This is a genomic window from Streptomyces sp. JK94, from assembly GCF_053613315.1.
The window spans coordinates 92,268-117,496 of sequence record NZ_JBSICH010000027.1; the positions used below are offsets into that span (position 1 = coordinate 92,268).

Annotated in this window: 23 protein-coding genes and 1 pseudogene; 14 read left to right on the plus strand and 10 right to left on the minus strand. The window is 74.1% G+C overall.

All coding sequences use genetic code 11. The features are described 5' to 3' along the window. The first annotated feature begins 272 nt into the window (after positions 1-272). The 6 genes and pseudogenes from ACVV2G_RS23965 to ACVV2G_RS23990 all read left to right on the plus strand — a co-directional run bounded on the left by ACVV2G_RS23965 (position 273) and on the right by ACVV2G_RS23990 (position 7,588). Complete coding sequence (locus tag ACVV2G_RS23965) at positions 273-1,301, plus strand: FG-GAP repeat domain-containing protein (protein WP_453844809.1); 1,029 nt, start codon at positions 273-275, stop codon at positions 1,299-1,301. A gap of 302 nt (positions 1,302-1,603) precedes the next feature. Further along, positions 1,604-1,813: pseudogene (locus ACVV2G_RS23970) on the plus strand (transposase); the annotation flags it as partial. A gap of 244 nt (positions 1,814-2,057) precedes the next feature. Next, positions 2,058-2,948, plus strand: coding sequence for an SDR family oxidoreductase (locus tag ACVV2G_RS23975; protein WP_453844810.1), 891 nt, complete (start codon positions 2,058-2,060; stop codon positions 2,946-2,948). A gap of 280 nt (positions 2,949-3,228) precedes the next feature. Then, positions 3,229-4,800: an SDR family oxidoreductase gene (locus ACVV2G_RS23980; RefSeq protein ID WP_453844811.1), complete on the plus strand. Its 1,572-nt coding sequence runs from the start codon at positions 3,229-3,231 to the stop codon at positions 4,798-4,800. A 49-nt stretch (positions 4,801-4,849) separates the two neighbouring features. Then, complete coding sequence (locus ACVV2G_RS23985; protein ID WP_453844812.1) at positions 4,850-6,223, plus strand: cryptochrome/photolyase family protein; 1,374 nt, start codon at positions 4,850-4,852, stop codon at positions 6,221-6,223. Positions 6,224-6,445: 222 nt separating this feature from the next. Next, complete coding sequence (locus tag ACVV2G_RS23990; RefSeq protein ID WP_453844813.1) at positions 6,446-7,588, plus strand: polyprenyl synthetase family protein; 1,143 nt, start codon at positions 6,446-6,448, stop codon at positions 7,586-7,588. Between the two features lie 251 nt (positions 7,589-7,839). Here the strand turns inward: ACVV2G_RS23990 and ACVV2G_RS23995 are convergent, their stop codons facing one another. The 5 genes from ACVV2G_RS23995 to ACVV2G_RS24015 all read right to left on the minus strand — a co-directional run bounded on the left by ACVV2G_RS23995 (position 7,840) and on the right by ACVV2G_RS24015 (position 12,716). Beyond that, positions 7,840-9,432 carry an FAD-dependent oxidoreductase gene (locus ACVV2G_RS23995; protein ID WP_453844814.1) on the minus strand — a complete coding sequence of 531 codons (1,593 nt, stop codon included), beginning with the start codon at positions 9,430-9,432 and terminating at the stop codon, positions 7,840-7,842. Next, a complete protein-coding gene (locus ACVV2G_RS24000; RefSeq protein WP_453844815.1) occupies positions 9,429-10,160 on the minus strand; it encodes a class I SAM-dependent methyltransferase in 732 nt (243 codons plus the stop codon). Before ACVV2G_RS24000 ends, ACVV2G_RS23995 begins: the two co-directional genes overlap by 4 nt. After that, positions 10,157-11,371 (minus strand): lycopene cyclase family protein, encoded by a 1,215-nt coding sequence (locus tag ACVV2G_RS24005; RefSeq protein ID WP_453844816.1) that lies wholly within the window; start codon positions 11,369-11,371, stop codon positions 10,157-10,159. Before ACVV2G_RS24005 ends, ACVV2G_RS24000 begins: the two co-directional genes overlap by 4 nt. After that, positions 11,368-12,078: an SDR family NAD(P)-dependent oxidoreductase gene (locus tag ACVV2G_RS24010; protein WP_453844817.1), complete on the minus strand. Its 711-nt coding sequence runs from the start codon at positions 12,076-12,078 to the stop codon at positions 11,368-11,370. Before ACVV2G_RS24010 ends, ACVV2G_RS24005 begins: the two co-directional genes overlap by 4 nt. Positions 12,079-12,350: 272 nt before the next feature. Beyond that, on the minus strand, positions 12,351-12,716 hold the full coding sequence (locus tag ACVV2G_RS24015; RefSeq protein ID WP_453844818.1) for a cobalamin-dependent protein: 366 nt from the start codon (positions 12,714-12,716) through the stop codon (positions 12,351-12,353). Between the two features lie 35 nt (positions 12,717-12,751). Between ACVV2G_RS24015 and ACVV2G_RS24020 the strand changes: the two genes are divergently transcribed. Beyond that, on the plus strand, positions 12,752-13,603 hold the full coding sequence (locus ACVV2G_RS24020) for a hypothetical protein (protein WP_453844819.1): 852 nt from the start codon (positions 12,752-12,754) through the stop codon (positions 13,601-13,603). Between the two features lie 322 nt (positions 13,604-13,925). Here ACVV2G_RS24020 and ACVV2G_RS24025 read toward each other — a convergent pair whose 3' ends face one another. Together ACVV2G_RS24025 and ACVV2G_RS24030 are read right to left on the minus strand one after the other, a co-directional pair. Beyond that, on the minus strand, positions 13,926-14,717 hold the full coding sequence (locus tag ACVV2G_RS24025) for a VOC family protein (protein ID WP_453844820.1): 792 nt from the start codon (positions 14,715-14,717) through the stop codon (positions 13,926-13,928). A 142-nt stretch (positions 14,718-14,859) separates the two neighbouring features. Further along, positions 14,860-15,558 carry a restriction endonuclease gene (locus tag ACVV2G_RS24030; protein ID WP_453844821.1) on the minus strand — a complete coding sequence of 233 codons (699 nt, stop codon included), beginning with the start codon at positions 15,556-15,558 and terminating at the stop codon, positions 14,860-14,862. Between the two features lie 327 nt (positions 15,559-15,885). On the opposite strand from ACVV2G_RS24030, the gene malX reads away from it, so the two are divergent. Together malX and ACVV2G_RS24040 are read left to right on the plus strand one after the other, a co-directional pair. Further along, positions 15,886-17,538 (plus strand): maltose/glucose-specific PTS transporter subunit IIBC, encoded by a 1,653-nt coding sequence (gene malX, locus ACVV2G_RS24035; protein WP_453844822.1) that lies wholly within the window; start codon positions 15,886-15,888, stop codon positions 17,536-17,538. Next, entirely contained in the window at positions 17,535-18,788 is a 1,254-nt protein-coding gene (locus ACVV2G_RS24040; protein ID WP_453844823.1) for a MalY/PatB family protein, read from the plus strand. The genes malX and ACVV2G_RS24040 overlap by 4 nt, the downstream gene beginning before the upstream one ends. On the opposite strand, the gene ACVV2G_RS24045 is transcribed toward ACVV2G_RS24040, so the two are convergent. Together ACVV2G_RS24045 and ACVV2G_RS24050 are read right to left on the minus strand one after the other, a co-directional pair. Continuing rightward, positions 18,772-19,218, minus strand: a complete 447-nt coding sequence (locus ACVV2G_RS24045; RefSeq protein WP_453844824.1) for a DUF2267 domain-containing protein — start codon at positions 19,216-19,218, stop codon at positions 18,772-18,774. The two genes, ACVV2G_RS24040 and ACVV2G_RS24045, sit on opposite strands and share 17 nt — an antisense overlap. Before the next feature lie 172 nt (positions 19,219-19,390). Further along, positions 19,391-19,828 carry an Hsp20/alpha crystallin family protein gene (locus ACVV2G_RS24050; RefSeq protein WP_453844825.1) on the minus strand — a complete coding sequence of 146 codons (438 nt, stop codon included), beginning with the start codon at positions 19,826-19,828 and terminating at the stop codon, positions 19,391-19,393. A 123-nt stretch (positions 19,829-19,951) separates the two neighbouring features. Between ACVV2G_RS24050 and ACVV2G_RS24055 the strand changes: the two genes are divergently transcribed. The 3 genes from ACVV2G_RS24055 to ACVV2G_RS24065 all read left to right on the plus strand — a co-directional run bounded on the left by ACVV2G_RS24055 (position 19,952) and on the right by ACVV2G_RS24065 (position 22,622). Continuing rightward, positions 19,952-20,611 (plus strand): type III effector protein, encoded by a 660-nt coding sequence (locus tag ACVV2G_RS24055; RefSeq protein WP_453844826.1) that lies wholly within the window; start codon positions 19,952-19,954, stop codon positions 20,609-20,611. Positions 20,612-20,892: 281 nt separating this feature from the next. Beyond that, the gene (locus ACVV2G_RS24060) at positions 20,893-21,315 is read left to right on the plus strand and encodes a DUF6003 family protein (protein WP_453844827.1); all 423 of its coding nucleotides are present in this window, start codon (positions 20,893-20,895) and stop codon (positions 21,313-21,315) included. A gap of 350 nt (positions 21,316-21,665) precedes the next feature. After that, on the plus strand, positions 21,666-22,622 hold the full coding sequence (locus ACVV2G_RS24065) for an ankyrin repeat domain-containing protein (protein ID WP_453844828.1): 957 nt from the start codon (positions 21,666-21,668) through the stop codon (positions 22,620-22,622). A 286-nt stretch (positions 22,623-22,908) separates the two neighbouring features. On the opposite strand, the gene ACVV2G_RS24070 is transcribed toward ACVV2G_RS24065, so the two are convergent. Next, a complete protein-coding gene (locus tag ACVV2G_RS24070; RefSeq protein WP_453844829.1) occupies positions 22,909-23,121 on the minus strand; it encodes an MbtH family protein in 213 nt (70 codons plus the stop codon). A gap of 90 nt (positions 23,122-23,211) precedes the next feature. Between ACVV2G_RS24070 and ACVV2G_RS24075 the strand changes: the two genes are divergently transcribed. Together ACVV2G_RS24075 and ACVV2G_RS24080 are read left to right on the plus strand one after the other, a co-directional pair. Beyond that, positions 23,212-24,303 (plus strand): alpha/beta hydrolase-fold protein, encoded by a 1,092-nt coding sequence (locus ACVV2G_RS24075; protein WP_453844830.1) that lies wholly within the window; start codon positions 23,212-23,214, stop codon positions 24,301-24,303. Between the two features lie 152 nt (positions 24,304-24,455). Next, positions 24,456-25,001, plus strand: coding sequence for a DUF6328 family protein (locus tag ACVV2G_RS24080; protein WP_453844831.1), 546 nt, complete (start codon positions 24,456-24,458; stop codon positions 24,999-25,001). Positions 25,002-25,229 lie beyond the last annotated feature (228 nt).

The following is a 25,229-nucleotide window of genomic DNA, read 5'->3' on the forward strand; positions in this document are numbered from 1 at the left end:
CCCAGACTGCCGTCGGAAACCGCAAGGCCAGTGCATGGCTGGTCGCACAGCGAGTGGCCGCATCCGTGGCGACGAGCGCGCCGGCACTGGACCAACGCAGCGAACTGAACGGGGGCGCCGTGCACGCGAGCCGACCGGCAGGCCCTCCCGGAAGACCCGACCGAAGGAGTGCCGTGTTCACAAGGAGAGCAAGACCCCAGGCGGACTCGATACCGTCCGCCGATCCGCGCCCACGGAGCCGGTGGCGGCCGGTCACCGCGCTGACAGCCTGGATGGCGGGGCTCGTCGTCGCCGCCGCGACGATCCTCGTGGCGCCGCCCGCGTCGGCCGCGCCGTCCACCCCGGACTTCGGGTCGGCCATCGACGCGTATGCCGCCAACGACCCCCAGGACACCTGCGATCTGACCGTCAAGCCGGGCGCTCTGGGCCTCCGGGACCTGCTCGACGAGGCGTACGGCTCTCACACTTCCTACTTCACCCGCGCCTGCGATGACGGTGACACGAGTGAGCACAAGGAAGGCCGTGCGCTGGACTACATGCTCAACTACTACGACTCCGGTGACCGCGCCGTCGCCGAGGACATCCTCGACTGGCTGCTGAAGACGGACAAGTACGGCAACAAGCACGCCAACGCCCGGCGGCTCGGGATCATGTACTTGATTTGGAACGGGAAGATCTGGTCGTCGAGCCGAGCCGCAGACGAGTGGCGGGAGTACAGCGGCAGCAATCCGCACAGGGACCACATCCACTTCAGTCTCAGCTGGGCTGGTGCCCGCAAACAGACAAGCTGGTGGACGTGGGAGGGGCCCGAACGGACCGCTCACAGCGTGACGGGCGACTCGTTCACCGACCTGGTGGCGTTGAGGCCGGACGGCACGATGTGGTTGTACTCCAACAACTTCACCCGCGACAACGGCACCCCATACAACAGCAGCCGCCAAATCGGCCAGGGCTGGAACAACTTCAACCGCATCATCGCGGCCGACGCCACAGGCGACGGATACACCGACCTGGTGGCGTTCAAGCCGGACGGCACGATGTGGTTGTACTCCAACAACTTCACCCGCGACAACGGCACCCCATACAACAGCAGCCGCCAAATCGGCCAGGGCTGGAACAACTTCAACCGCATCACCGCGGCCGACGCCACAGGCGACGGATACACCGACCTGGTGGCGTTGAGGCCGGACGGCACGATGTGGTTGTACTCCAACAACTTCACCCGCGACAACGGCACCCCATACAACAGCAGCCGCCAAATCGGCCAGGGCTGGAACAACTTCAACCGCATCACCGCCTGACATTCCCCCGCCTTCAGGGTGCCGACCGCTCACACACAGCGGCCGGCACCCTGTCCATCGTCGTCCCTCCCAAGGCGACCCCGCAGGTCTTGCTTGCTCCCTCCGGGCCGGCCGATCCCGACAACACTCCGACGCCGAAGAGCTCCTCCCCCTATAACGTCCCAGGTTCCGGTGAAAGCACTGTCGTGCGAGCGTGATGTGGCCGCCGAAGCGCGGACGAACAGCGCCTCCGGCCAGCTGGAGCGGGACTTCACGTACCCTGCGGCAGGCGGCCGGAGGTGGTTCCCGGACCGCCTGTGCGGCTGACCGTGCTGCCGCAGCCCAGGGCCGCCGACAACAGGCTCGTCCTCGCGGTCGACGTGAGCGACTGGCTCCGCCCCGACGCGCCGACCAGCCCGGACCGCCTGTTCTGCCATGTCTGCAGGCGCAACGGACGCTCCAGCGACCAGTTCCTCCCCGGCCGGCCCCACTCCCTCGTCGCCGCCCCGGAGACGGGACGCACCTCGTGGTGCCACGGCACCTTGGCCTCGAAGCCGGACGCCCGGAGAGGCAGGCGCCCGGCGCCGGCGCCCGTTGCCGGATGCCGGGTCGGTCACCCGGACGGCCGAGGGACGGCGAACCGCCCGCCAGGGTGGGGGCCCGTTCCGCCCTCCGGTGCCGGGCCCCGGTGGCCCGCCCGGCCGCAGCCGGCATGCCCCCCGGCCGGCACGCGTCTAGCGTGGGCCGGGCAGGAGCCACCGCCGAAAGGAACCTTCCATGCCGGTCTCCGGGAAGCCCTTGCACGGTCGCGTGGCCGTCGTGACCGGAGCCGCGCGCGGTCTCGGAGCCGCCCTGGCCCGGACCCTGGCCGAACGGGGCGCGAAGGTGGCGCTGCTGGGACGCGACGAGAGAACCCTGGACCTGGTCAGGGACGACCTGCCGGGCACCTCCGCCTGCTGGGAGGTCGACGTCACCGACGACCGCGGCATGCACCGGGCCGGTGCCGAGATCCGGGCGCGACTCGGCCCTCCGTCGGTGGTGGTCGCCAACGCCGGTGTGGCCGAGGGCGGGCCGTTCGCCGAGTCGGACCCCGGTGTCTGGCGCCGCGTCGTGGAGGTGAACCTCATCGGCAGCGCCGCCACCGCGCGCACGTTCCTGCCCGACCTGTTCGCCACGCGGGGCTACTTCCTCCAGGTGGCCTCGCTCGCGTCCATCGGGGCGGCTCCGATGATGAGCGCGTACTGCGCGTCGAAAGCGGGAGTCGAGTCGTTCGCCCACGCGCTGCGGGCGGAGGTCGCCCACCGGCACGTGGGGGTGGGCATCGCCTACATCAACTGGACCGACACCGACATGGTGCGCGACGCCGACGAACACGCCGTACTGCGGGAACTGCGCGCGCACATGCCACCACCGGCGCGCAAGGTGCATCCCACGGCCCACGTGGCGGACCGGCTGGTCACCGCCGTCGAGCGACGCCGTCCATCCGTCTACGTACCGGGATGGCTGCGTTCGACCCAGCTCGTGCGCGCCGCGATGCCGCCCGTCGTCACCTGGCTGTCGCGCCGCGAACTGCCGCGGCTCGCGGCGTCGGAACCGTTCGCGGCGACGGGACTGCTCGGCCGCGGCCGGGCCGGCCAGGGGGGCGGCGAGAAGGCTCCGCCCGGCTGACCGCACGGCGGCGTGCTCCTCGTGCGTCCGCCACGGGCGCTGGGCACGAACAGATGCCGAGCACGAAAGGGGTGCGCGGGCGAGCGTGCAGCAGGCCCGCGCCACCGGCCCCCGCGCCGGCAGCCCTCGTGCGCGGCCCGCCGGCGGATCAGGCGTTCGACGCGGGCGGCCGGTCGCGGCACCGGGGTGGCCGCCGCCTCGCGACGGGCGGGGCGGCGGTGCGGGGGCCAGGATCGGTCGAGACGGGGAAGGTGTCGTGGAACGAGCCGGAGGAAGGGCCGTGGGAACGAACGGACAGCGGGACGCGGAGCAGCTGCACTGTCTGGTGACCGGCGCGTCCGGATACATCGGCGGACGCCTGGTGCCGGAGCTGCTGGCGGCCGGTCACCGGGTCCGGTGCCTGGTCCGCACCCCCGCCAAACTGCGCGACCAGCCCTGGGCGGCGGACTCGGAGAACGTACGCGGTGACGTCACCGACCCGCACTCGGTCGCCGAGGCCATGCGCGGTGTCCACGTCGCCTACTACCTGGTGCACGCCCTCGCGGCCGGCGCGGATTTCGAGGACACCGATCGTCGCGCGGCACGGATCTTCGCCGAGCAGGCGCACGCGGCGGGCGTCCGGAGGATCGTCTACCTGGGCGGCCTCACTCCGCGGGACGTCCCCGAACGGACGCTCTCCCCGCATCTGCGCTCACGTGCCGAAGTCGGACGGATCTTCCTCGACTCCCGGGTGCCCGCCACCGTGCTGCGGGCCGCGGTCGTCATCGGCTCGGGATCGGCGTCCTTCGAGATGCTGCGCTACCTGACCGAGCGGCTGCCGGTCATGGTCACCCCCAGTTGGGTGCACACCCGCACGCAGCCGATCGGGGTCCGTGACGTGCTGCGCTACCTGGTCGGCTCCGCCACCGTGCCGGACGACGTGGACCGGTCCTTCGACATCGGCGGACCGGACGTCCTCACCTACCGCGAGATGATGCGCCGCTACGCCGTCGTCGCCGGGCTGCGGCGACGGATCATCGTGCCGGTACCGGTGCTCACCCCGCGGTTGTCCAGCCACTGGGTCGGCCTCGTGACCCCGGTTCCGGCCTCCATCGCCCGGCCGTTGACGGAGTCCTTGCGGTACGAGGTCGTCTGCCACGAACACGACATCGCCCGGTACGTTCCCGACGCTCCGGGCCGGCCTCTGCCGTTCGACGAAGCGCTGGCCCTGGCGTTGCGAAGGGTGCGACAAGCGCAGGTCGCCACCCGCTGGTCGTCCGCGTCCGTCCCGGGAGCCCCCAGCGACCCCCTGCCCACCGACCCCGACTGGGCCGGCGGCAGCCTCTACCAGGACGAGCGGCACCTGCCCGTCGACGCGTCCCCGGACGCGCTGTGGAGGGTGGTCGAGGGAATCGGCGGTGACAACGGCTGGTACTCCTTCCCGTTGGCCTGGGCGGTCCGCGGCTGGCTGGACCGGTTCGTCGGCGGTGTCGGCCTGCGCCGCGGACGACGCGACGCCGAGCGCCTTCGGGTCGGCGACTCGCTGGACTTCTGGCGTGTCGAGGAGATCGAGCCGGGCCGTCTGCTGCGGCTGCGGGCCGAGATGCGACTGCCGGGACTGGCGTGGCTGGAGATGTACGTCGAGACGGACGACGCAGGCCGTACCCGGTACCGGCAGCGGGCACTGTTCCACCCCCGGGGTCTTCTCGGCCACGCCTACTGGTGGTCCGTCTCGCCCTTCCACGCCGTCGTCTTCGGGGGCATGGCCCGCAACATCACCCAGGCCGCCGCCCGGGGCATGACGGCCCGCAAGGGCAGTGCGCCCGCCAGGCGCATCCGATCCCCCCGCGGCCGGCGGAACGGCCGGCCGTAGCACCCCCGCGTCCCCGCACCGCACCGCACCGCACCACCAGGAGTGGCCCATGACCGTCGCGGTCGTCCTGTTCACCTTGGACCTGCGTCTGCACGACCATCCGCCCCTGCGCGCCGCGCTGAAGGCGGCGGACGAGGTGGTCCCCCTGTTCGTGCTGGACCCCGGAGTGCACGCGGCCGGCTTCGACGCCCCCAACCGGCGGGCCTTCCTCGCCGACTGCCTGAACGACCTCGACGCCTCGCTGCGCCGGCGCGGCGGCCGGCTCGTCGTCCGGACCGGACCGGTCGTCCGGGAGGTCCGCGCGGTCGCCGCCGAGTGCGGGGCCGCCGAGGTGCACATCGCCGCGGGCGTCACCGCGTACGCCCACCACCGTGAGGAACGGCTGCGTACGCGGCTCGGTGACGACGGCGTGGCCCTGCACGCGCACGCCGCGGTGACCACCGTCGTCGCTCCGGGGACGGTGACGCCCTCCGGTTCCGGCCACTTCACCGTCTTCTCCCCCTACTTCCGCCGCTGGTCCCGGCAGTCACCGAGGCAGCCCCTCGCCGCGCCGCGCGCGGTCCGCGTTCCGGACGGGGTGCGCAGCGATCCGCCGCCCGGCCGTGCGGAGGTCCCGGACACCTCCCCGGGTCTTCCGGCCGGAGGCGAGACGGCCGGGCGGGACCGGTTCTCGAAGTGGTCGCGGGGCGGGCTGTCCGGTTACGAGGACCGGCACGACGACCTGGCGGGCGACGCGACCTCCAGGCTGTCGCCGTACCTCCACTTCGGGGCTCTCTCACCGGTGGAACTCGTGCACCGGGCCCGCGGGCTGGGCGGGCCCGGCGCGGAGGCGTTCGTGCGGCAGCTGTGCTGGCGGGACTTCCACCACCAGGTGCTGGCCGCTCGGCCCGAGGCGTCCGTGCGGGACTACCGCACCCGCCACGACCGCTGGCGCGACGAGGAGGACGCCGCCGAGGACATCGCCGCGTGGCGGGAGGGGCGTACGGGATATCCCGTCGTCGACGCGGCCATGCGCCAGTTGCGTCAGGAGGGCTGGATGCACAACCGGGCGCGCCTGCTGGCGGCGAGCTTCCTGACCAAGACGCTGTACGTGGACTGGCGGATCGGCGCCCGGCACTTCCTTGACCTCCTCGTGGACGGCGACATCGTCAACAACCAGCTCAACTGGCAGTGGATCGCCGGTACCGGCACCGACACCCGCCCCCACCGCGTCCTCAACCCCGTGATCCAGGGGAAGCGCTTCGACCCGGACGGCACCTACGTGCACCGCTGGGTCCCCGAACTGGCGGGCGTGGACGGCACGAGGGTGCACGAGCCGTGGCGGCTCCCGGCGGACCGGCGGGACGCACTCGACTATCCCGCCCCACTGATCGACCTCACCGACGGGCTGGCACGCTTCAGGCACGCCCGCGGACGCGACTGAGGAGAGGCCCGTCGTGCACTGGCTCTTCGGCGACCAGCTCGCCCCCCATTCCCTCACCCCGGACGCCGGGGGCGCCGTGAGCCCGGCCCCGGTGCGTCACTGGGGTGAGCACACCCGGGGCCGCCTCCGGACCGGGCGGACATCGGCGCATCCGCATCAGGGCACTCGGTGGAAGCACTCACGTGCAGGGGACCGGAAGCGAGAAGTGAGAAGGGGTTGCGCATGCTAGGACTGCCGCCGGCGGCGGGCGCACCGGCCGGGACCGTCGACGACCCTCCCACCGCGCCCGACGCCGCGGACGCGGTCGGCACCGTCCTCGGTCAGGTCCTCGACGCGCGCCTGCGTGACTCCCGTGCGGTCGATCCGGTCTTCGCCCGGGACGTGGCCGAGCGGGTGGCCGCGCTGGTCGCGCGGGGCGGCAAGCGGCTGCGTACGGCGTTCGCGTGCTGCGGCTGGCGGGCCGCGGGCGGCTCGGGCGACACCACGGCGGTACTGCGCACCGGAGCGGCCCTCGAACTGCTCCAGGCGTGCGCCCTCGTCCACGACGACGTGATGGACGGGTCACTGCGGCGCAGGGGCGCTCCGGCCCTGCACGTCGAACTGGCCCGCACGCACTGGGCCGCGGGCATGCACGGCCCGGCGGAGACGTTCGGGACCTCGGCCGCCGTTCTCGCGGGCGACCTGGCGCTGGTGTGGGCGGACGACCTGCTGACGGAGACGGCGTTCGGGACGCCGCACGGCCCGCGCCTGCACGGGGAGTGGCGGGCGATGCGCGCCGAGATGGTCGCGGGACAGTACCTCGACCTGCACGCCCAGGCCGCCCGTTCGTCCGGGGTCGACGAGGCCCTGACCATCGCCACCCTGAAGAGTGCCCTGTACACCGTCGCCCGGCCCCTCGCCCTGGGCGCGATCCTGGCGGGGGCCGACGAGCACACGGTGGACGCGCTGCGGGCGGCCGGGCGGTGCGCCGGGCTGGCCTTCCAGCTCCGCGACGACCTCCTCGGTGCCTTCGGGAACCCTGCGCTGACCGGCAAGCCGGCCGACGACGATCTGCGGTCGCGCAAGCTCACCTACCTGCTGGCCGTCGCCCACCGGCTCGCCGGCACCACCGCGGACCACCATGCCGCCGCCGCGCTCGCGCCGGACGCGGACACCGGGACGGACCATGCCGTGGAGCGGACACGGGCGGCGCTGGAGCGCACCGGCGCCCGGGAGACGGTGGAGGCGAAGATCGGCGAGCTGGCGGCCGACAGTCTCCGGCACTTCGACCGCACCGGCGCCCGGCCGGCCGTGCGGCGCGAGTTCGCCGCGCTGGTCGCGCGCGCGTCGGGCGTGACAGCGCACCGCGCGGAGGGGGCCGGCTGACGAGGGCGCGGGCGGCCGCCCGCGCCGTGGGGACCGGGCCGTTCGACCCGGCCCGGGTGCCGCGCCTGCCGGGGCCGGCCCCAGGGGCAGCCACCCGGAACGCGCCGCCGGTGTCCGGTCGCCGCCGGGTCCGGCACGGACCGGACCGCCGGTGTGCGGCGCGTCACCCCATCGGCTCGTCGCTCCACCGGCGCGTCACCCCATCGGCTCGTCGGCACGTCTCACGCTCGCCGGCACGCCATCGGCTCGCGCTACCGGGACCTCCCGGCCGGCGCGCGGGAGGGCCGCTGCCGTCCCGCTACGGCAGCGAGGGCACGCAGGACGGGCGAGCGTCCCGCCCGGGGAACCGTCCACAGCACCTGGCCCCGTACGCCCCGGTCGGCGAGCAGCGCGTTCGCAGCCAGGAAACCGGTGGTGGCGGCTCGTTCCATGAGGGCGACGGGCAGGTCGCAGCGGATCGCGTCGCCGGCCAGGGCCAGCCACGGGTGGGGCGTGCGCACCCCGGGGCGCCGGTGGTGGGAACCGACCGCGAAGAGCGGGCAGTCCGAGCGCCACTCGTGCCGGGCGTCGACGACGCGCGCCCCGCAGGTCTCGGGGTACACCTGGTGCAGCCGGTCGACGAGCCCGTCCTGCACCTTCTCGGGTACCGCGCCGGGGTCCACGGCGTAGGCGTGCAGTTCCACCACCGATCCCCCGCTACGCCCGGCCCACCGGGCGGCCTCGCCCTCGTACCGTTCCAGGACGCTGATGTTGTCCAGCCCGCCGTAGCCACTGGTGCCGAGGAACCCGGGGCGGTCGGCGCGGACCGGCCGGTCGAGCCAGAGCCGGGAGACGAGGAACGGCGGCGCGGTGCGCAGGGCGGCGACGTCGTCACGCCAGCCGGACGTGCCCAGGTCCGGTGACGCGGCGACGATCCGGCGCAGTCCCCCGGGGTCGAGGGCGAGCACCACGGCCTGGTGACGCCGGGCTCCGCGGTCCGTGCGCACCTCCGCTCCACCGTCGCCGAGGGGGGCGAGGGCGTGCACGGGGGTGCCGGTGCGCAGGTCCGCGCCGAGGCGCTGGAGGTAGTCGCCGAGCGGCTCCCAGAGTGCCTGGGGAAACGGTTCGTTCGGTACGTCGAAGAGCAGCCCCTCGGCCGATCCGAGGAAGTAGATGTGGAACATCAGCAGCAGTTCGGCGGCGGACAGTTCACGCGGGTCGGCGAAGAAGCTGCGGGAGAACACCTCGAACGCCAAGTGATGGGCGGCTTCCGGGAAGCGTACGGCGTCCAGGAAACCGGTGGCGGTGACCTCGTCGAAGCGCTCGTACACCTCGGGCACCCGCACGTCGAACAGGGGCAGTGCCGCCCGGGCGTCCATGGCGGCCAGGTCCCGCCGGCCGAAGGTGGGGCTCCGGGCGACGAATCCGAGTGCGCTGAACGGCGGTGTCCTCGGGACGCGGGCGAACCCGTCCGTCAGGCCGCCGCTGTGCCGCAGGGGGTAGTCGGGCAGCGGGGTGAGGCGCGCGAGGGCCGGGTCGGTACGGCGGAGCAGGCCGCGCAGGTTGTAGTACTGGCGGAAGAAGGCGTGGAAGCCGCGGGTCATGGTCACCGGCGAGCCGTCCACCAGCCTGGTGGGCCGGCCGGAGAGCCGGCCGCCGAGTGCTTCCTCCTTCTCGTAGAGGGTCACGCGGGCGCCGCGTTCGGCCAGCAGGGTGGCCGCGGCGAGACCGGCGATCCCGCCCCCGATCACCGCGACGGACGGCTCGTCCCCGCACGGGAACCGGTCCTTGCCGGGCGGGGGCGTCAGCACCTCGGCCTTGCGGTCGCGGCCGCGGCGGGCGGCGTCGGCGCGGCGGGCGGTCACCGGGTGCGCTCCCCTGGCGCGGCCGAGCCGTTGCGGGCGAGGAAGGTGTGCACGATGCCGGTCTGCCAGCCGGCGACGGGGGCGGCACGCACTCCGGTGAAGCCGGCGCGCGTGAGCCGGTCGGCGAAGGCGGGAGCGGTGTCGAAGGCGTCGACGCTGTGCCGGAGGTGGCGGTACAGGGCGCGGTCGCCGGTGAGCGTGCCCGCCGGGACGACGACGCCGCGGCACACCGCCGTCCACAGGGCCCGGTGCGTGGGCGAGCCGCTGAGGCTGTACTCGTGGACGGCGAGGCGTCCGCCCGGCCGCAGCAGGGCGCGGACGTCCGCGAGAACCGCGTCCGGGTCGGTGACGTTCCGGAACAGGTAGGCGGCGAAGACCGCGTCGAAGGGGCCCTCACCGGCCGTCGCGACCTCCTCGGCGGTCAGGTGCAGGAAGCCGACGCGTGCGGGCCACGGCTTGGCCAGTGCGCGGCGGAGCATGCCCGCAGACGCGTCCACGGCGGTGATCCGGGCCCGGGGCGCGGCCCGGAGCAGGGCGAGGGTGGAGGCGCCGGTGCCGCAGCCGAGGTCCAGGACGCGCAGCCCGGCTCCGTCGTCGGGGAGCCGCAGACGGCGGGCCGAGCGCAGGAGGCCGGTGCGGTAGCCGGGGTTGAGGGAGGTGAGGCGGTCGTAGGTGTGGGAGGCGTGGTCGAAGGCGCGGGCCAGGTCGTGGTCGCGCAGCAGGCTCATCGGTGGCTCTCTCCGTTTCGGGCGAGGGGGTGGGAGCGGCGGGGCAGGAAGGGCAGTTCGGCTGCCGTGCGCAGCATCGGCCGGATGGGGGTGCGCAGCCCGATGCCCCATTCCTCCCACGGCGAGGTGGTGCCGTCGAGGAAGCGCAGCAGGCGCTCCGCCGGGACGTGGCGGAACAGGCCGGTGAAGAAGTCCGGGCCGTTGATCCGCCCGGTGTCCAGGGCGCGCAGCAGTACGGCGTCCATGGCCAGCGCCCGTCGCCCGTGGGGTGCGGGCACGGTCCCGTGGCCGTCGCGCAGCGCGGCGGCGACGGCCCTGCTCTGCCGTTGCACCGCGGCGAAGGTGTAGCCGGTGGCCGGCCGGGTGGCGCCGCCGGCGGTGCCGATGCGGAAGACCGCCCGGCCGGCGCGGCGGGGGAAGCGGGCGTCGGACATGGGGATGACCCCCTGCTCCGTCCGCTCCACGGTGAGCGCGCCGAGGCCCAGGACGTCGGTGCAGTAGTGGCGCAGTGCCGACTCGTACGCCGTGGTGGTCAGCGCGGCCCGGGAGAACTCGGTGTACTCCACGAGCGCCCGGTCCGGCGTCAGCGGCAGGACGTAGCCGAAGGCGAGCCCGTGGGCCGGCTGGGGCACCCGGAAGTCCATGAGGTCGGCGACCGCGGGGTCGAACCGTTCGCCGTCGGTGCGGACGAACCAGCCGCGGAAGTGCTGCAGCAGCTGTGTCCGGGCCGGTGGCAGGGCGCGCAGCGGCCGGGAGTCGAAGACGCGCCGGGCACGGAGGGTCAGTGGCCGGCCGTCGGGGAGCGTGCACCGGATCTCCGCGCCCGCGGGCACGTCGCGCACCGTGTCCGCCGTCGCGCGCAGGAGACGCCCGCCCGGTGAACGGGCCAGCCGGGAGTGGACCAGCCGTTCGAACCCCGTGGAGCGCACCATCCGATACGTCAGGGGGGCCGGGTCGACGGTGACCCCCCGGCCGTCGGCGCCGTGTACGCGCAGCACGGACCATGACGCGGTGACGGCCTCGTCGAGGTCGGTGGCGCCCCGGTCCCAGTAGCACCAGGTGCGCTCCGCCGGCCGCCGCGGGCCGTCCGGTGGCTCGACCACGGTCACGGTGGCGGCGCCGGTTCCGGTCAGGCGGTGCGCGAGGCTGAGGCCGGCCGCGCCGCCACCGATGACGACCACGTCGGCCGGGTCGTCGCAGGGGCGCGTCACCGGGCGCGCCGTTCGACGACGGGCGTTCCGTCGGGGCCGGTGCGCAGGAGTTCGGCGTCCGCCGCCAGTGCGTCCGCGACGGCGGCCGCCACGCGACGCGGGTCGCCGCCGGCGGGCAGCGGCGGTGCCGTGCCGGCCACGGGGCGATCGGCGAACCCGGTGTCGAGGTGCCCGGGCCGGATCTCCAGTACTCCGACACCGGCGCTGCGGGCTTCGCGGCGCACTGCGCCCAGCCAGGCGCTCAGTGCGGCCTTGGAGGCGCTGTAGTCCGCCATCCGGGGCTGGGGGCGTTCGGCCACCACGCCGGTGACGGCGGCGATGGCCGAGCCGGGGCCCAGGACGCCGAGTGCGGCGCGGAAGAACGCCGCGGGCGCCAGGTGGTTGACCGCCATCAGGTGTTCCGCGACCTCGTCGCCTGTCTCCTCCGCCGTGCCGAAGGCCACCGATCCGAAGACCGCGACGACGGCGTCCAGGCCCCCGAGGGCCGCCGAGGCCCGGTGCACGGCCCGGGCGCACGACTCGGGGGCGTAGGCGTCGAAGAGCACGGTCGTGGTGACCGAGTGGGTCCGTGCGGCACGCTCCAGGCGGCCCGGGTCGCGTCCGGCGAGGGCCGCGCGGGCGCCCCGGCCGACCAGCTCGGCGGTGACCGCCCCGCCCAGGACGCCGGTCGCACCGGCCACCAGCACACGCGCGCCGTTCAGTTCCACGTTCCGCTCCCGGAGTCGGCTTCGACGGATCATTTCCGGTCGATCCCTGTTTCGGGCCGCCGACCGTCCGCGGATGCGGCGGCCCCGGCTGACATCCCGGAGCCACCACTACCCCAGGGCGGCGCGTACCGTCCGCGCGGCACGCCTGTCCGCCCCGTCCGATGCGGATCGCCGCGCTCCGGGGCGGGGGCCGGCCGCTTCGCGGGAGTGCCGACGGGCCCGTCCGGGCGACCGGATCGGCCGTGCCGTCGGACGCCGCGGGCCACGGGGGGTCACCGCGGGACCACCGACTCCAGCGCGGCGACGGCCTCGGCGAGTCCGGTGGGCCGTGCCGGGCCGGCCACCGTCCGGCCCGCCCAGCCGGGCCCCAGGGTCAGGACGGCCGACCTGCGGCGGGCGCCGCGCACTCCCCACTCCATCGCGGCCACGTGCTGGGCCAGTGGCCTGCTGGCGGTGGTGTGCGACTGCGCCCACAGTCCCACCGCGGCCGGTCCGGTCCTGCGCACCGCCGCGACGAGGGACTCGACGGGCAGGGCAGCGCCGAACATGCGCACCGGGAGGCCCCGCTCCGTGAGCGCGGCGGACAGCACCTCCAGCGGCAGTGTGTGGTTCTCCCCCGGCACGCAGGCGAGCAGCATGGTGGCGCCGGGGGCGGTCGGCGACGGTGGGGGGCGTGCTGCGCCGCAGCGCCCCCGCCGCCGACGTCGTCCTGGCCGGCACCGGCACCGCGGCCGTCGGGCCCGCCGACGTGAACCTGAAGCAGGGGACGGGCAACGCCGTCTACGCCTGGGGCAGCGCCGAGGACGAGAACCCGGCGCCGGCCACGCAGACGTCCCGCGGCACGGAACCGAGGTCCAGCGCCGTCCCCGCCGGGCGCACCGACGCCGCCGCGGGCGCGGAGTCCTCCGCCCCGTGGCCGGCGTACGTCGCCGCGGCCGGAGCGCTGACGCTGACCGGCGTCCCGGTGGCCCGGTGGCCCGCCGAGTCGCAGGCCGGCGTGTCCGACGGCACGCGCCGACCGGCCGGACCCCCCCTGCACGCGGACGTCACGGAGCCCGGGACCACGCAGGAGGGCGCAGTGGGCCACGTAGAGTCGGCGCACCTGATGGAGCTGGCGCTCGGTCACGCGTCCGGCGACGAGGACGGCGGCGCCCTGCGGCACATCGCCACGTGTCCGCGCTGCCGGGAGGAACTGAGGCTGCTGACCCGTGTGGTGCGCGCCGCCCGCGCCGCGGGGCCGGGGGACCTCCCGGCGGCGGCGCCCGCGCACACGTGGCGGCGGATCTCCGAGGCGTTGGCGTACGAGGAGGGGGCCCCGCCGCAGCCCAGGCGGCTTGCCGCCGACGGGCCGGCCGGTGGCGTCCGGCCCCCGCGGCCGGCCGGTACCGGAACGCGCGGGGGCTTCCTCGTCACGGCTCTGGTCGTCGGCGTCGCCTTCGTCGCGTGGTGGTGGGCCAGAGCCGGTCGCCGGTCCGCCCCGGGGCCGGCCCGGCCTTTCCGGGCCCCGGGGTGCCGCGGGTCCTGAGCCTGCCACCGCCGGATCGGGCCGGGCGCGGGCGAGCCGCCGGACACGCACCGTCCACCCGGCACGCCATGGCCGCTGCCGAGGGGGTTCCCGTTCGCGCGGAAGCGGGAAACCCCGGTCCCGGTTTCGCGTCGGCGTGTTCCGCGACGCTGCGGGAGAACGCGCACGCCGCCCGTTCCCCGCCCCTGGCCGACGGCCTCCGGGGGCGTCGACCACCGGGGACCGGCGCCCGGCCGGGGACGTCGACCACCGGGGGGAGCGGCCGGGGCCCTCGTCCGTGACCGGACACGGCCAGGGTCACGTACCGGTACGGGGGTGCCGGTCACCCCTGGGCCGGGGCGAGAACCACGAAGTCCGCGTTCGACGGGTCGAGGCACACGGCCATCCGGCCGACGCCCTCCGCGTCCTCCGGGCCCATCTGCACGCTGCCGCCGCTCCCGGTGACCGAGGCGACCGCGGCGTCGCAGTCGGTGACGGCGAAGACCGGATGCCAGTACGGCCGGCCGTCCGCCAGGGCGAGATCCTGTCCGCGGACCTCCATGAGGCCGCCGTGCATACGCTCCTCGGGGAGACCGGCGGGGGTGATGAGGGAGTACGTGCCCCCACCGCCCGGCGTCTCCACGTCACCGAACCGCCAGCCGAGGACACCGCCGTAGAACTCCTTGGCCGCCGCCGCGTCGTTCGTGTACAGCTCCGTCCAGCACAGCGAACCCGGCTGGTCCACCAGTTCGACGCCCTTGGTCCGGCCCGGCTGCCACGTGGCGAACTGGCCGCCCGCCGGGTCGCTGTACTGGGCCATCCGGCCCCAGTCGTCGAGATCCGTCGGCTCCACTCGTACCGTGCCGCCCGCCTGCCGCACGGCCTGGGCGGTGGCGTCCGCGTCGGCGACGCAGTAGTAGACCATCCAGGCGGAACGCGCGCCGTCCTCGGTGAGCCGGCCGACCCCGGCGACGGTCCTGCCGCCCTTGCGGAACACGCCGCCCTGCGCGTCCTCTCCCATGGGCTCGAAGTCCCAGCCGAACACCGCGCCGTAGAAGACCGCGGCGCCACGGACGTCGGGGGTACCCAGGTCGAGCCAGCAGGGGGAGCCGGGGACGAAGTCATCGGTGATCACGGCGATGCCCTTTCGCAGATCCTGTGTCGGTCCAGCGTGACACCGCGCGTCGGCGTCCGCCCGTCACCCTCCGCGCGAGCAGGCCTCCGCCCGTCGTCCTGCTCCGGCGGACGTCCGGGGGAACCCGGGCCGGCGCCGGACGTCACTTGCCGTACGCCTGCTTCCAGCGCGTCCGGTGGCGGGAATCACCCTGTCCGCGGCCGTTGACCTCGGACAGGGACAACAGGCGGACCCCGTTGTTCCACAGTCCGAGGTGGTCCCGGTGCACGGCCAGGATGCCGTGCTGGAGCGCGAACCTCTCGGAGGGCCGGCTGAAGCGAGTGGTCGTCACGAACACCGCCAGGTCGGCACCGAAGTGCACCTTGGCACCCAGCAGGTCGCGCACCTCACGGCTCGCGATCGTGCTGCTCGGCGCATAGCGCTTGCACTGGATCACCATGGTCCGCCCGTCCGGAAGCCGGCCGACGACATCGGCTCCGTTGTCGTTCGCACCGCCCACCCGGCGCACCTCCGTGCAGCCGTCCCGGCGGCAGAGGCCCGCGACCAGTTCCTCGAACTCGGTACCGGTCATCGCGTCCACCTCCGCGAGCGTCCGGTGCCCCGCCCTGACCGCCTCCTCGTGCCGCCACCGACGGTCCCGGCCACGCGCGAGCCGGTCCGTGCGCCACAGCCACCAGCCCGCCGCTCCCAGTGCGCCGAGCGCCACCGCGCCCGCGAGGTACGGCCATACGACCGGCCGGGACACCACCATCAGCACCAGCGCGACGCCGCCCGCCGCCGACGCCGCCGGCCGCGCCGTCCGCCGCCTGCGTGCGGCCGCACCCCGTCGTCGCCCAGCCACGATCGATGCCCCTCCCCCTCGGTTCCGTCCACGGGCAGTCTGAACGGCACGAGGCCGGGCGATAAGGGCGCGAGCCGGCCATGTCCGGATCTGCGCGCGAATCCGCCGCGCCGCTCGACCCGGACGAGTTCCGGATGCGGGTTCGCGGGCTGCGGTTCCGCACGGGACGACGTACGCGTTCGAACACGCCGACGGTGCAGCGGGGTGGTCTCCGCCGCCGGTCGGGGGCATGGACAGTCGCCGATCCGCTGTGATGTGATCCGTGCGGCGGAGCGGCCCCCGGCCCCCTCGATCCGCCCTTTCCCCAGGCCCGAAAGTTCCGTACAGATGCAGAAGACCAAGGCCGCACTCTGGGAATTCCTCCAGGGACTCGGCAAGACGTTCATGCTCCCCGTGGCCCTGCTCGCGTTCTGCGGCATCATGCTGGGCATCGGCTCCTCCCTCTCCAGCGAGGCGGTCACTGACAACGTTGTCTTCCTGCGGGGTGAGGGCTGGCACCTCGTCTTCACCTGGATGGCCAACACCGGTCTGGTCGCCTTCACGTTCCTGCCCGTCCTCTTCGCGATGGCGATCCCCCTCGGTCTGGCCCGCGAGGACAAGGGGGTCGCCGCCTTCTCCGGCTTCGTCGGCTTCGCCGCCATGAACCTCGCGGTGAACTTCCACCTCACCGCCAAGGGCGTCGACTTCGAGGACGAGAAGGCGATCGAGCACTACGGCACGGCCGACGTGCTGGGGGTGCAGTCCATCGACACGGGCCTGCTGGGCGCCGTGGCCGTGGGCATCGTCGTGAGCCTGCTGCACCGGCGCTTCCGCGCCCAGCGGATGCCCGACGCGCTGGCGTTCTTCGGCGGGCTCCGCTTCGTACCGATCGTGTCGGCGCTGGTGCTGAGCGCGGTCGGTCTGCTCATTCCGCTGGTCTGGCCGGCCTTCAACGGCTGGATCACCGCCGTGGGCCGGGGCATCGGGCACACCGGGGTGTTCGGGCCGTTCTTCTTCGGCATGGGAGAGGTCCTGCTGCGGCCGGTCGGCCTGCACCACATCCTCGTGGCCATGTTCCGCTTCACGGACGTCGGCGGTTCGGGAACCGTGTGCGGGGACCAGGTCTCCGGTGCGCTGAACCTGTTCTACGCCCACCTCGACTGCTCTGCCGCGCCCAACGCCGCCGTCACCGACGCGACGCACTTCCTCTCCCAGGGCAAGATGGCTGCCTACCTGGGCGGTCTTCCGGGTGCGGCGCTCGCGATGTACCACTGTGCGAACCGGCGGATGCGCCCGGAGATCAAGGCCCTGCTGGTGTCCGGTGTGGTGGCCTGCGTGGTGGGCGGCATCACGGAGCCGCTGGAGTTCCTGTTCCTCTTCATCGCACCGTGGCTCTACGTCCTGCACGCGGTCCTCGTGGGCCTCGGCTTCCTCACGGCGGCCGTGCTCGGCGTCTTCATCGGGAACACCGACGGCAACGTCATCGACTGGGTCGTCTTCGGAGTGCTCCAGGGCTCGACCACCAGGTGGTATCTGGTGCCGCTGATCGCGGCGGTGTGGTTCGCCGTGTACTACGTCCTGTTCCGCTGGGCGATCACCCGGTTCGACCTCCGGACTCCCGGCCGCGAGAAGGATCCGGAGGGAGAGGGGGAGGCGCACGCGTCCGCAGACGACGAGGCCGCCGGCTCCGGCGGGGCGGCGGGCTCCGCCCCGGGTGAGGCGGCGGAGCCCGCGCGTGAGCTGGTCGCGGGCAAGTACGACGCCGTAGCCATCCTCGACGCGATCGGCGGCGCCGCCAACGTCCGGTCGCTGGACAACTGCATCACCCGCCTGCGCATGACCGTCGAGGACGCCGGGCAGGTCGACGAGGCACGGTTGAAGAAGCTGGGGGCCGTGGGTGTCGTCAAGCTCGACGGGCACAACGTGCAGGTCGTCATCGGTCCCCAGGTCCAGTCGGTGAAGGACGCCCTCGCCACGATGATCCCGGTGGGCCGGCCGTGACCTCCTCCCCCGCCTCGCAAGGACCGGCGCCCGGCCTCCCCCCGGTGCACTACGACTTCGACACCCCCGTGGACCGGCACGGCACCTGGTGCACGCAGTGGGACTACGTCCAGGACCGTTTCGGGGTGCCGGACCTGCTGCCGTTCACGGTCTCCGACATGGACTTCGAGGCCGCCCCGGAGATCCTGTCCGCACTCCGCGACCGCCTGGACCACGGGGTCCTCGGATACTCGCGGTGGCGCCAGGACGACTTCCTCTCCGCGATCGTCCACTGGTACGCGTCACGGCACGCCACGGACGTGGACCCCGGGTCGGTCGTCTACGGGCCCTCCGTCGTCTACCAGATCTCGCAGCTGCTGCGCCTGTGGTCCGGGCCCGGCGACGGCGTGGTCGCGCACACGCCCATGTACGACGCGTTCCCCAGGACGGTGGCGGCCCACGGACGACGGCTCCGGCCGTGTCCGACGCACGACTGGGCCGAGTTCGAACGGCTCCTGGCGCTTCCCGACACGGCCGTGCTGCTGCTGTGCTCCCCGCACAACCCGACGGGCCGGGTGTGGTCGGTGGACGAGATGGACCGGATGGCGGGGCTGTGCGCACGGTACGGCGTCGCGGTCATCAGCGACGAGATCCACTCCGACCTGGCCCACGCCCCGCACGTCCACCGCCCATGGGTCCGGCACGGCGGCGACGGTCGCTGGGCCGTGCTCACCTCGGCGTCCAAGTCGTTCAACATCCCTGCTCTGACGGGCAGTTACGGGATCATCGGGGACCCGGCGTCGCGCGACGCCTACCTGCGGCAGCTCAAGGACGCCGATGGCCTCTCCTCCCCCGCGGTGCTGTCCCTGGTCGGTCACATCGCCGCGTACCGGGCGGGGGCGCCCTGGCTGGACGCTCTGCGCGCGTACCTGGCGGGCAACCTCGCGATGGTCGCGGACCGTCTCCGTGCCGAGTTCCCGCAGCTCGCCTGGGAGCCGTCGCAGGCGGGTTACCTCGCCTGGATCGACCTGCGGCCCCTCGGCGTCGACGACGACGTGCTGCAGCGCGAACTCGTGCAGACGGAGCGGGTGGCGATCATGCCCGGGGCCGCCTACGGCGCCCCGGGGCGGGTGCGGCTGAACGTCGGATGCCCCCGGTCGAAGGCGGAGGCGGGTGTCGAGGCCCTGGTGCGCGCGCTGCGCCGGCTCGCGGCGGCGGAGCGGGGCGCCGCCTCCGCCGCGAACCGGCGGCCGGTCACGCCGCCTGGGTGAGTTCCGCCCGGCCGAAGAGGATGCCGTAGCCGGAGGGGAGCTGGGCGATGACGCGGTCGAGCAGGTCCGGGCCGGCGAGGCGGGCGACGACGCCCAGGACGGAACCGACGTCCCAACGCGTCGTGGCGAGGCTGCCGCCGGTGCGGTCCGCGAGGTCCCTGACGAAGGCCCAGCCGGTCATCGGTTCGGGCACGGGCATCTGGGCGGCGAAGATCTCGGCGGCTTCGCGGGGCAGGCAGGCCGCCAGCTCGACGCGTTCCTCGCCGGTGACCCGGCGGCCGAGGGCGGCCAGCACGGCGGACGCGACCTCCTCGGCCCGCTCGCGGGTGGAGTAGGCGCCGTGGTAGCGGACCTGCTCCAGCATCCGGTCGTACGGCGTGAGCGGTTCGGTCGTGGCTGCCGCCGGAACCCGGACCGTCGTGGACTGCATCGGTATGGAAGGCCTTTCTCGTTCGTGGCGGGTGCTGGGGGGCCGGGTGGGCCCGCAGAGGTGAGGGGGAGCGGGTGCAGAGGGCCGGACCGGTGCGAAGGTCCCGCGGGCGGCGGAGGACGAGGGGTGCGAAGTGTTCGGTCCTCCGCCGCCCGGCGCGGTCCGGCCGGTCTCAGCCGGAGATCTCCTTGCGCTCCGACGTGGTGGAGATGGAGATCTTGCGCGGCTTGGCCCGTTCGGCGATCGGGACGCGCAGGGTGAGCACGCCCGCGTCGTAGTCGGCGGTGATGTGCTCGGTGTCGAGGGTGTCCGCCAGCATCACCTGGCGGGAGAAGACACCCAGGGGGCGTTCCGAGAGCTCCATCTGCACGCCGTCGGCCTTGGGGGCGGGCCGGCGCTCGGCCCGGACCGTCAGCATGTTCCGCTCGACGTCGATGTCGATCGCGTCGGGGTCGACGCCGGGCAGGTCGAGGGCGATCACGTACGAGTCGCCCTCCCGGTAGGCGTCCATGGGCATCGCCGAGGGACGGGACCAGGTACCGGACGTGCCGCCGAGCAGTTGCTGGGTGAGCCGGTCGAAGTCACGGAAGGGGTCGGTGCGCATCAGCACGGAAAACACCTCCAACGTCGAGCGGATTCGCTCCTGCGCTGTTTCCTGCCTCTGTTGTAGCATGTCATCGAAACGATGACAAACACGATCGTCATCCGACGGGTGACACGAACGGAGGTGACCATGGCCGCCGCAGAACCGCAGGAGTCCGGCGCACGGCCCGCGTCCTTCCTCGCCGCCCAGGCAGCGCTGGCGGCGATCGAGGAGGCCGTCCACACCGCCCAGCGACCGCGGTCCGCGGAGCAGCCCGGCACCGAGGTCGGCTCCGACCAGGCCCTCGCCGCGCTGCTGCTGCTGCGCGAGGTGCGCGACCAGCTCGCCGGCTGGGAGACGGGACTGATCGAGACCGCCCGCGAGGCGGGGGCGAGCTGGGCCGACCTGGCACGCCCCCTCGGCGTCGCCAGCCGGCAGGCCGCCGAGCGCCGGTACCTGCGCCTACGGCCCGGAGCCCCCGGAACCACCGGCGAACAGCGCGTACAGGCCACCCGGGACAGCCGCGCCGCCGACCGCGCCGTCACCGCCTGGGCCCGGGGCAACGCGGCCGACCTCCGTCAGCTCGCCGGCCAGCTCGCCGCCCTCGCCGGGCTGCCGGCCGAGGCCCGGACGCCCCTCGTGCGGGCCCTGGGGCACGACGACGCCGCCGGGCTCCTCGGTCCGCTGACGGGCGCTCGGGAGCACCTCGCCGACGACCACGTGGAGCTGGCCGCCCGTCTCGACACCCTCGCGCGTCGCACGGACCGGCTCCGCCGCACCGGGACCGACGGTCGCGGGTCCCCGGGATGAGGCCCTGCGGGGGCGGCCCTGCGCGGCGACACCGCGGGGCCGGTCGACGGGCCTCCGGGGCGCGGCGGAGACCGACCGGGGGCGGACAACTGCCGGAGAGGCCCGCGGTGATGGGTGATCCCGCGGCCGTCCCCGGTGACGCCGCGGCGGCCGGAGGCGGCTGCGGGCCGCTTCCGGCCGACGCTCCGGGGAAGCACACCGGCAGGTCCGGCCGTGAGACGGCCGAAGCCGGGTAGAGGGGGAACAGCCAGGACACGACCTTCTCCCGTGAGGAACCGCGGATGACCGATGACGCCTACCTCGTGCTGCTGAGTGACACCGCCGTGAGCCTCGGAGTGCCGCCCGCGGCCGTCGGTGAGCTTGCCTGTATGGGGACCCCCGCCGTACGTGCGTGGCTGGACGCGCAGGGTGTCGGCGCGTCGTCCGCCGGACTTCGGCTGCTTCCGCCGGAGGACACGGCGGCCATTCCCGAGGAGGCCGCACGACTGCCCGTACCGCTGAGCGAGGAGGAGCTGAGCCGGGTACGCCACCACGCCGCGCCGGAGAGTGTCGCCGGACTGGAGGACGAGTTGCTCGCCTACCGTTCCTGCGCGGACGGCCGCGAGGCCCTGCTCGTCCGTGCGCTGGCGGCCGGCGTACCGGCGCACCGGGTCGCACAGCTGACCGGCGAGGACCTGTCGGCCGTCCGGGCGCTCGCCGTCTGACGCCGCCTCCGAGAGCCGTGCCCGGGCCGCGGCGGACGCTCGACGATCGGCGTCGCCCGGCCCCGCGAGGGCCCGTCGCCCCCGTCGCCCCCCGTTTCCCCGTCGGCCGCCGGGACCGCCGGTCGTGGACCGGTTCACCCCGACTCCGCAACCAGGTCACCGGCGGTCACACAGGTCAGTGTCTCCGAGGCACCCCCGGCCCCTGGGACGGAGAGCGGTCTCTCGCCGAGAGATGAGAAGGATGCGTGCCGGGGCCCGCACGGCGGGGCGTTGTCAGACCCCTCTGCGAGGGTTGGGGAGACGAAAGGGCCGGTGGTGGTCCTTCGCATCGGTGCGAGAGGGGGGGCAAGGTGGCGACTCGGGGCGACGACTGGGCCGGCATGGGCTGGGAATGGAAGGACGCGGACGACGTCCGCCGGCGCCTGGAGCGGGGCGCGGACCCGGAGAAGTGGAGCGGCGGACGTCCCCTCCACCGGGCGGCGGTGTGCGGCTCCCCGGAGGTGGTGCGGGAGCTGGCCCGGCGCGTGGCGGACGTGGACGCGCTGGAGAACGGGGTGACGGCGCTGTGGGAGGCCGTCGTGTCCCGCAAACCGGAGAACGCGCGCGCCCTGGCCGCCGCCGGGGCCGACCCGTGGAGACGGTCGATCGGGGGCTGGTCGCCCGGGCGGCTGAGCCTGGCCGGGCCCACGCCCGACCTCTTCAGCGTGCCGGCCGGTGAGTGCCTGACCGAGGCGGAGCGCGCCGTCGCCGAGGAGGCCGGCCGGCTCATCGCGGCACTGGGCTGGTTCCACTACGAGGGCACGGGACTGGCCTGCGTGGCGGGGATCGACGCGGCCGAAGCGGTGCGCCGCATGGAGGCCTCGCCCGCGCCGGACGAGGAGGTCGAGGCGTTGCTGGAGGACCCGTACGGGTACGACATGGACGCCTCCCTGCAGGTCGTCGGAGTGACGTCCGTACCGGGCGGGTGCGTCGTGACCCAGCCGTGGGGGTACGCGCCGAAGATGCCGGGGGTGCTGAACAGGCTGTCCGCCGGGACCGTCTGCTACGGCCTGTACGCGAACCCCAAGAGCGGCAATCAGGGCAGCATCGTGCGGGACGGTTCCACCGAGGGCTGGGATCTTCACCCCGGCGGGGGACCGAACCCGGGCGACACCGCCGAAGAGGTCCTGACCTCCTACCTGTACCACTGCAACGCGGTGGCCTTCTCGTGCGCGTACGCAGGACTGCGCCTGCTGGACGCGCGAGCGGTCACGGGGCCGGCGGATCTGTGGGTCCGACTGCCACCCCGCGATTACTGGACCCTCTGACCCGCCGACGACGAGGGGGCGGCGCCGTCGTCGCCGCTCCCGGGTCTCCGGCCCTCCGTCCGCAGAAGCCGCAGGCGCCGCAGTTGCCGCAGGAGCCGCAGCGCCGACCGGAGCCGCAGGAAGGCCTGCCCGGCCGGCACCCCTCCGCGGCGAGCCCGCGGACGCGCGGCGGGGACATGGCCGGTGACGCTTCCGCGCATCGGCCCCGGGCCTCCGCCCCCGCCCCGGCGCATTGGCGGGCAAGCGGGCGTGCGTCGGAGCGGGGAGGCGGATCGGGCCTCAGGTGTCAGGCGTCCATGGCCTCGGCGAGGGAACGGGGGCGCATGTCCGTCCAGTTGGTCTCGACGAACTCCAGGCAGGCGTCCCGGGTGTTCTCCTCGAAGGCGACCGTCCATCCCCCGGGCACCTCCGCGAAGGACGGCCAGAGCGAGTGCTGGCCCTCGTCGTTCACGAGGACGAGGAATCGGCCGTCGGTGTCATCGAAGGGGTTGGTGCTCATTCCGCGGTACCTCCCGGCCCATTAGGTTAGGCTCCCCTAAACAGAAGCCGAGCTTAGCCTTCTCGCTTTCCGCTCCACAAGGAGACGTTCATGAGGCTGGTGGGAGACGACTTCGCCGCGTTCGGAGTGGCCGGCGCGCCCGGCACCGACGCCTTCTGGGCGACCGCCGGGGCACCGGTGTCGCGGCCCGACGGCGACGGCTGGGCGACCCTGTTCCTGTGGCGTGGGAACGAGGCGGCGAGCATCGCCTTCGAGAGCTGGTCGGCGCCGGTCCCCCTGCGGCGGTGGGGCGAGACGGACTGTTGGTACGCCGAGGTGCGCATGCCCGCACGGCTGCGGGTGACGTACCAGTTCCTCGCGGGCGGATCGGCGTACGCCGATCCGCTCAACCCGGCCGGTGCGGGCGGCGACCGGTCCATCGCCGCCACCCCGGACGCCCCGGCCCAGCCGCACTGGCCCCTCGTCGACTCCGCCGGGGTCCTCCCCCTCCCCCGCACCCGGCTGCGCTGGACCAGTGAACGGCTGGGCGGGCGACGCACCGTCCGGGTCCATCCGGTGGGCGGCGGCGGGCCGGTGGTCCTGCTGCTCGACGGCGACGACTGGCTGTATCTGCACCCGGCGATGACGGCGTTCGAGTCGGCCTTCGCCGCCGATGAGATGCCCCCGGCCACCCTCGTCTTCCTGCCGGCCAAGGACAGGAACGCCGAGTTCGGGTGCCGGCCCGCGCTCTGGGAGGCGGTCCGGGACGAGCTGCTGCCGCTGGTGGCGGCGAGCGGCGTGCGCGCCGACGTGCACCGGCTGGTGGTCGCGGGGCAGAGCCTCGGCGGGGTGAGCGCGCTGTACGCGGCGCTGGAGTTCCCCGACCTGGTGTCCCGTGTCGCCTGCCAGTCGGCGTCGTTCTGGTGGACTCCCGACGCCGCGGGCCTGGCTGACCCCTTGACCGGCCCGGTCGGCGGCACCCTCGCCGATCGCCTGCGCGAGCGGACCGACCTGTCCGCGCTGCGGGTCGCGTTCGACGTGGGCGAGCACGAACGCCGGATGCTCCCCCACTGCGCCCTGGTGGAGACTCTGACCGAGCGGGCCGGGGCGACCGTACGCGTCTCACGGTCGGCGTCGGACCACGACCGGGCGGGGTGGCGGCACGCCCTGCTCCGGGATGTCGGGTGGGCGCTCACCCGGTAGCCACCCCGGGGCGCCGCCCGGGGCCGCCCGCGCTGAACCCGCCCCGGACCGCAGGGCACCCGTCGTACGTGCACCTGCTCCGACGTGGCCGGTGGCCGTGCATGCCCCGGTCACGAGCGGGCAGATGAACGGTCCGTGACGGGAGGGTGAAGATGACCACAACCGCCGAGCCGACCGGCGAGGCACGTTCCGGCCGATGCGACGCGTGTGACGGCCGCGTTCGCGGTGACGAGATCGAGGCGCCCGAGACACCACGCGAGCGCGTCAACCGGAGGTGGAACGAGATCATGCAGGAGACCCGCGTCGCCCAGACCGGGGTGCAGATCCTCTTCGGATTTCTCCTGAGCGTCGCCTTCACGCCCCTGTTCCGGTCCCTCGGGACGTTCGACCACGTCGTCTACGTCATCACGGTGGTCCTCGGGGCCTCGGCCACGGCCTCCTTGATAGCACCGGTCTCCATCCACCGCTTCCTGTCCGGACAGCGCATGAAGGACGAGATGGTGGAGATCGCGCACCGCCTCATGATGTGCGGCATGGTGCTGCTGGCGTTGACCATCGGGTGCACACTCCTTCTCATCCTGCACGTCGTCGTGTCCGGTGTGCTGGCCGAAATCCTCGCGGGTGTGGTGATGTTGTGGTTCGCGCTGTCCTGGTACGTCCTGCCCCTCCGGCTGCGCCGACGCTCGGCCCGCAAGTGAGCGGCGGGGGAACGGGGGGGGACCGTGATCCGCGTCCTCGCCGAGCACGCCCGCGCCGTCGTGCCGGTCGGCTCCGACGGCATCGAGCCGGCCGGCCTGCTCCGGCCACGGCCACTCGTGGCACTGACACGACGGCACCGGCCCGCGAACCGTACCCCCGTCACCGCATCCGGTGCGGCTTTCCCCTCACCGCGGTGGCACGCGTTCGGGTGGGCGGCGTCGGCCGCC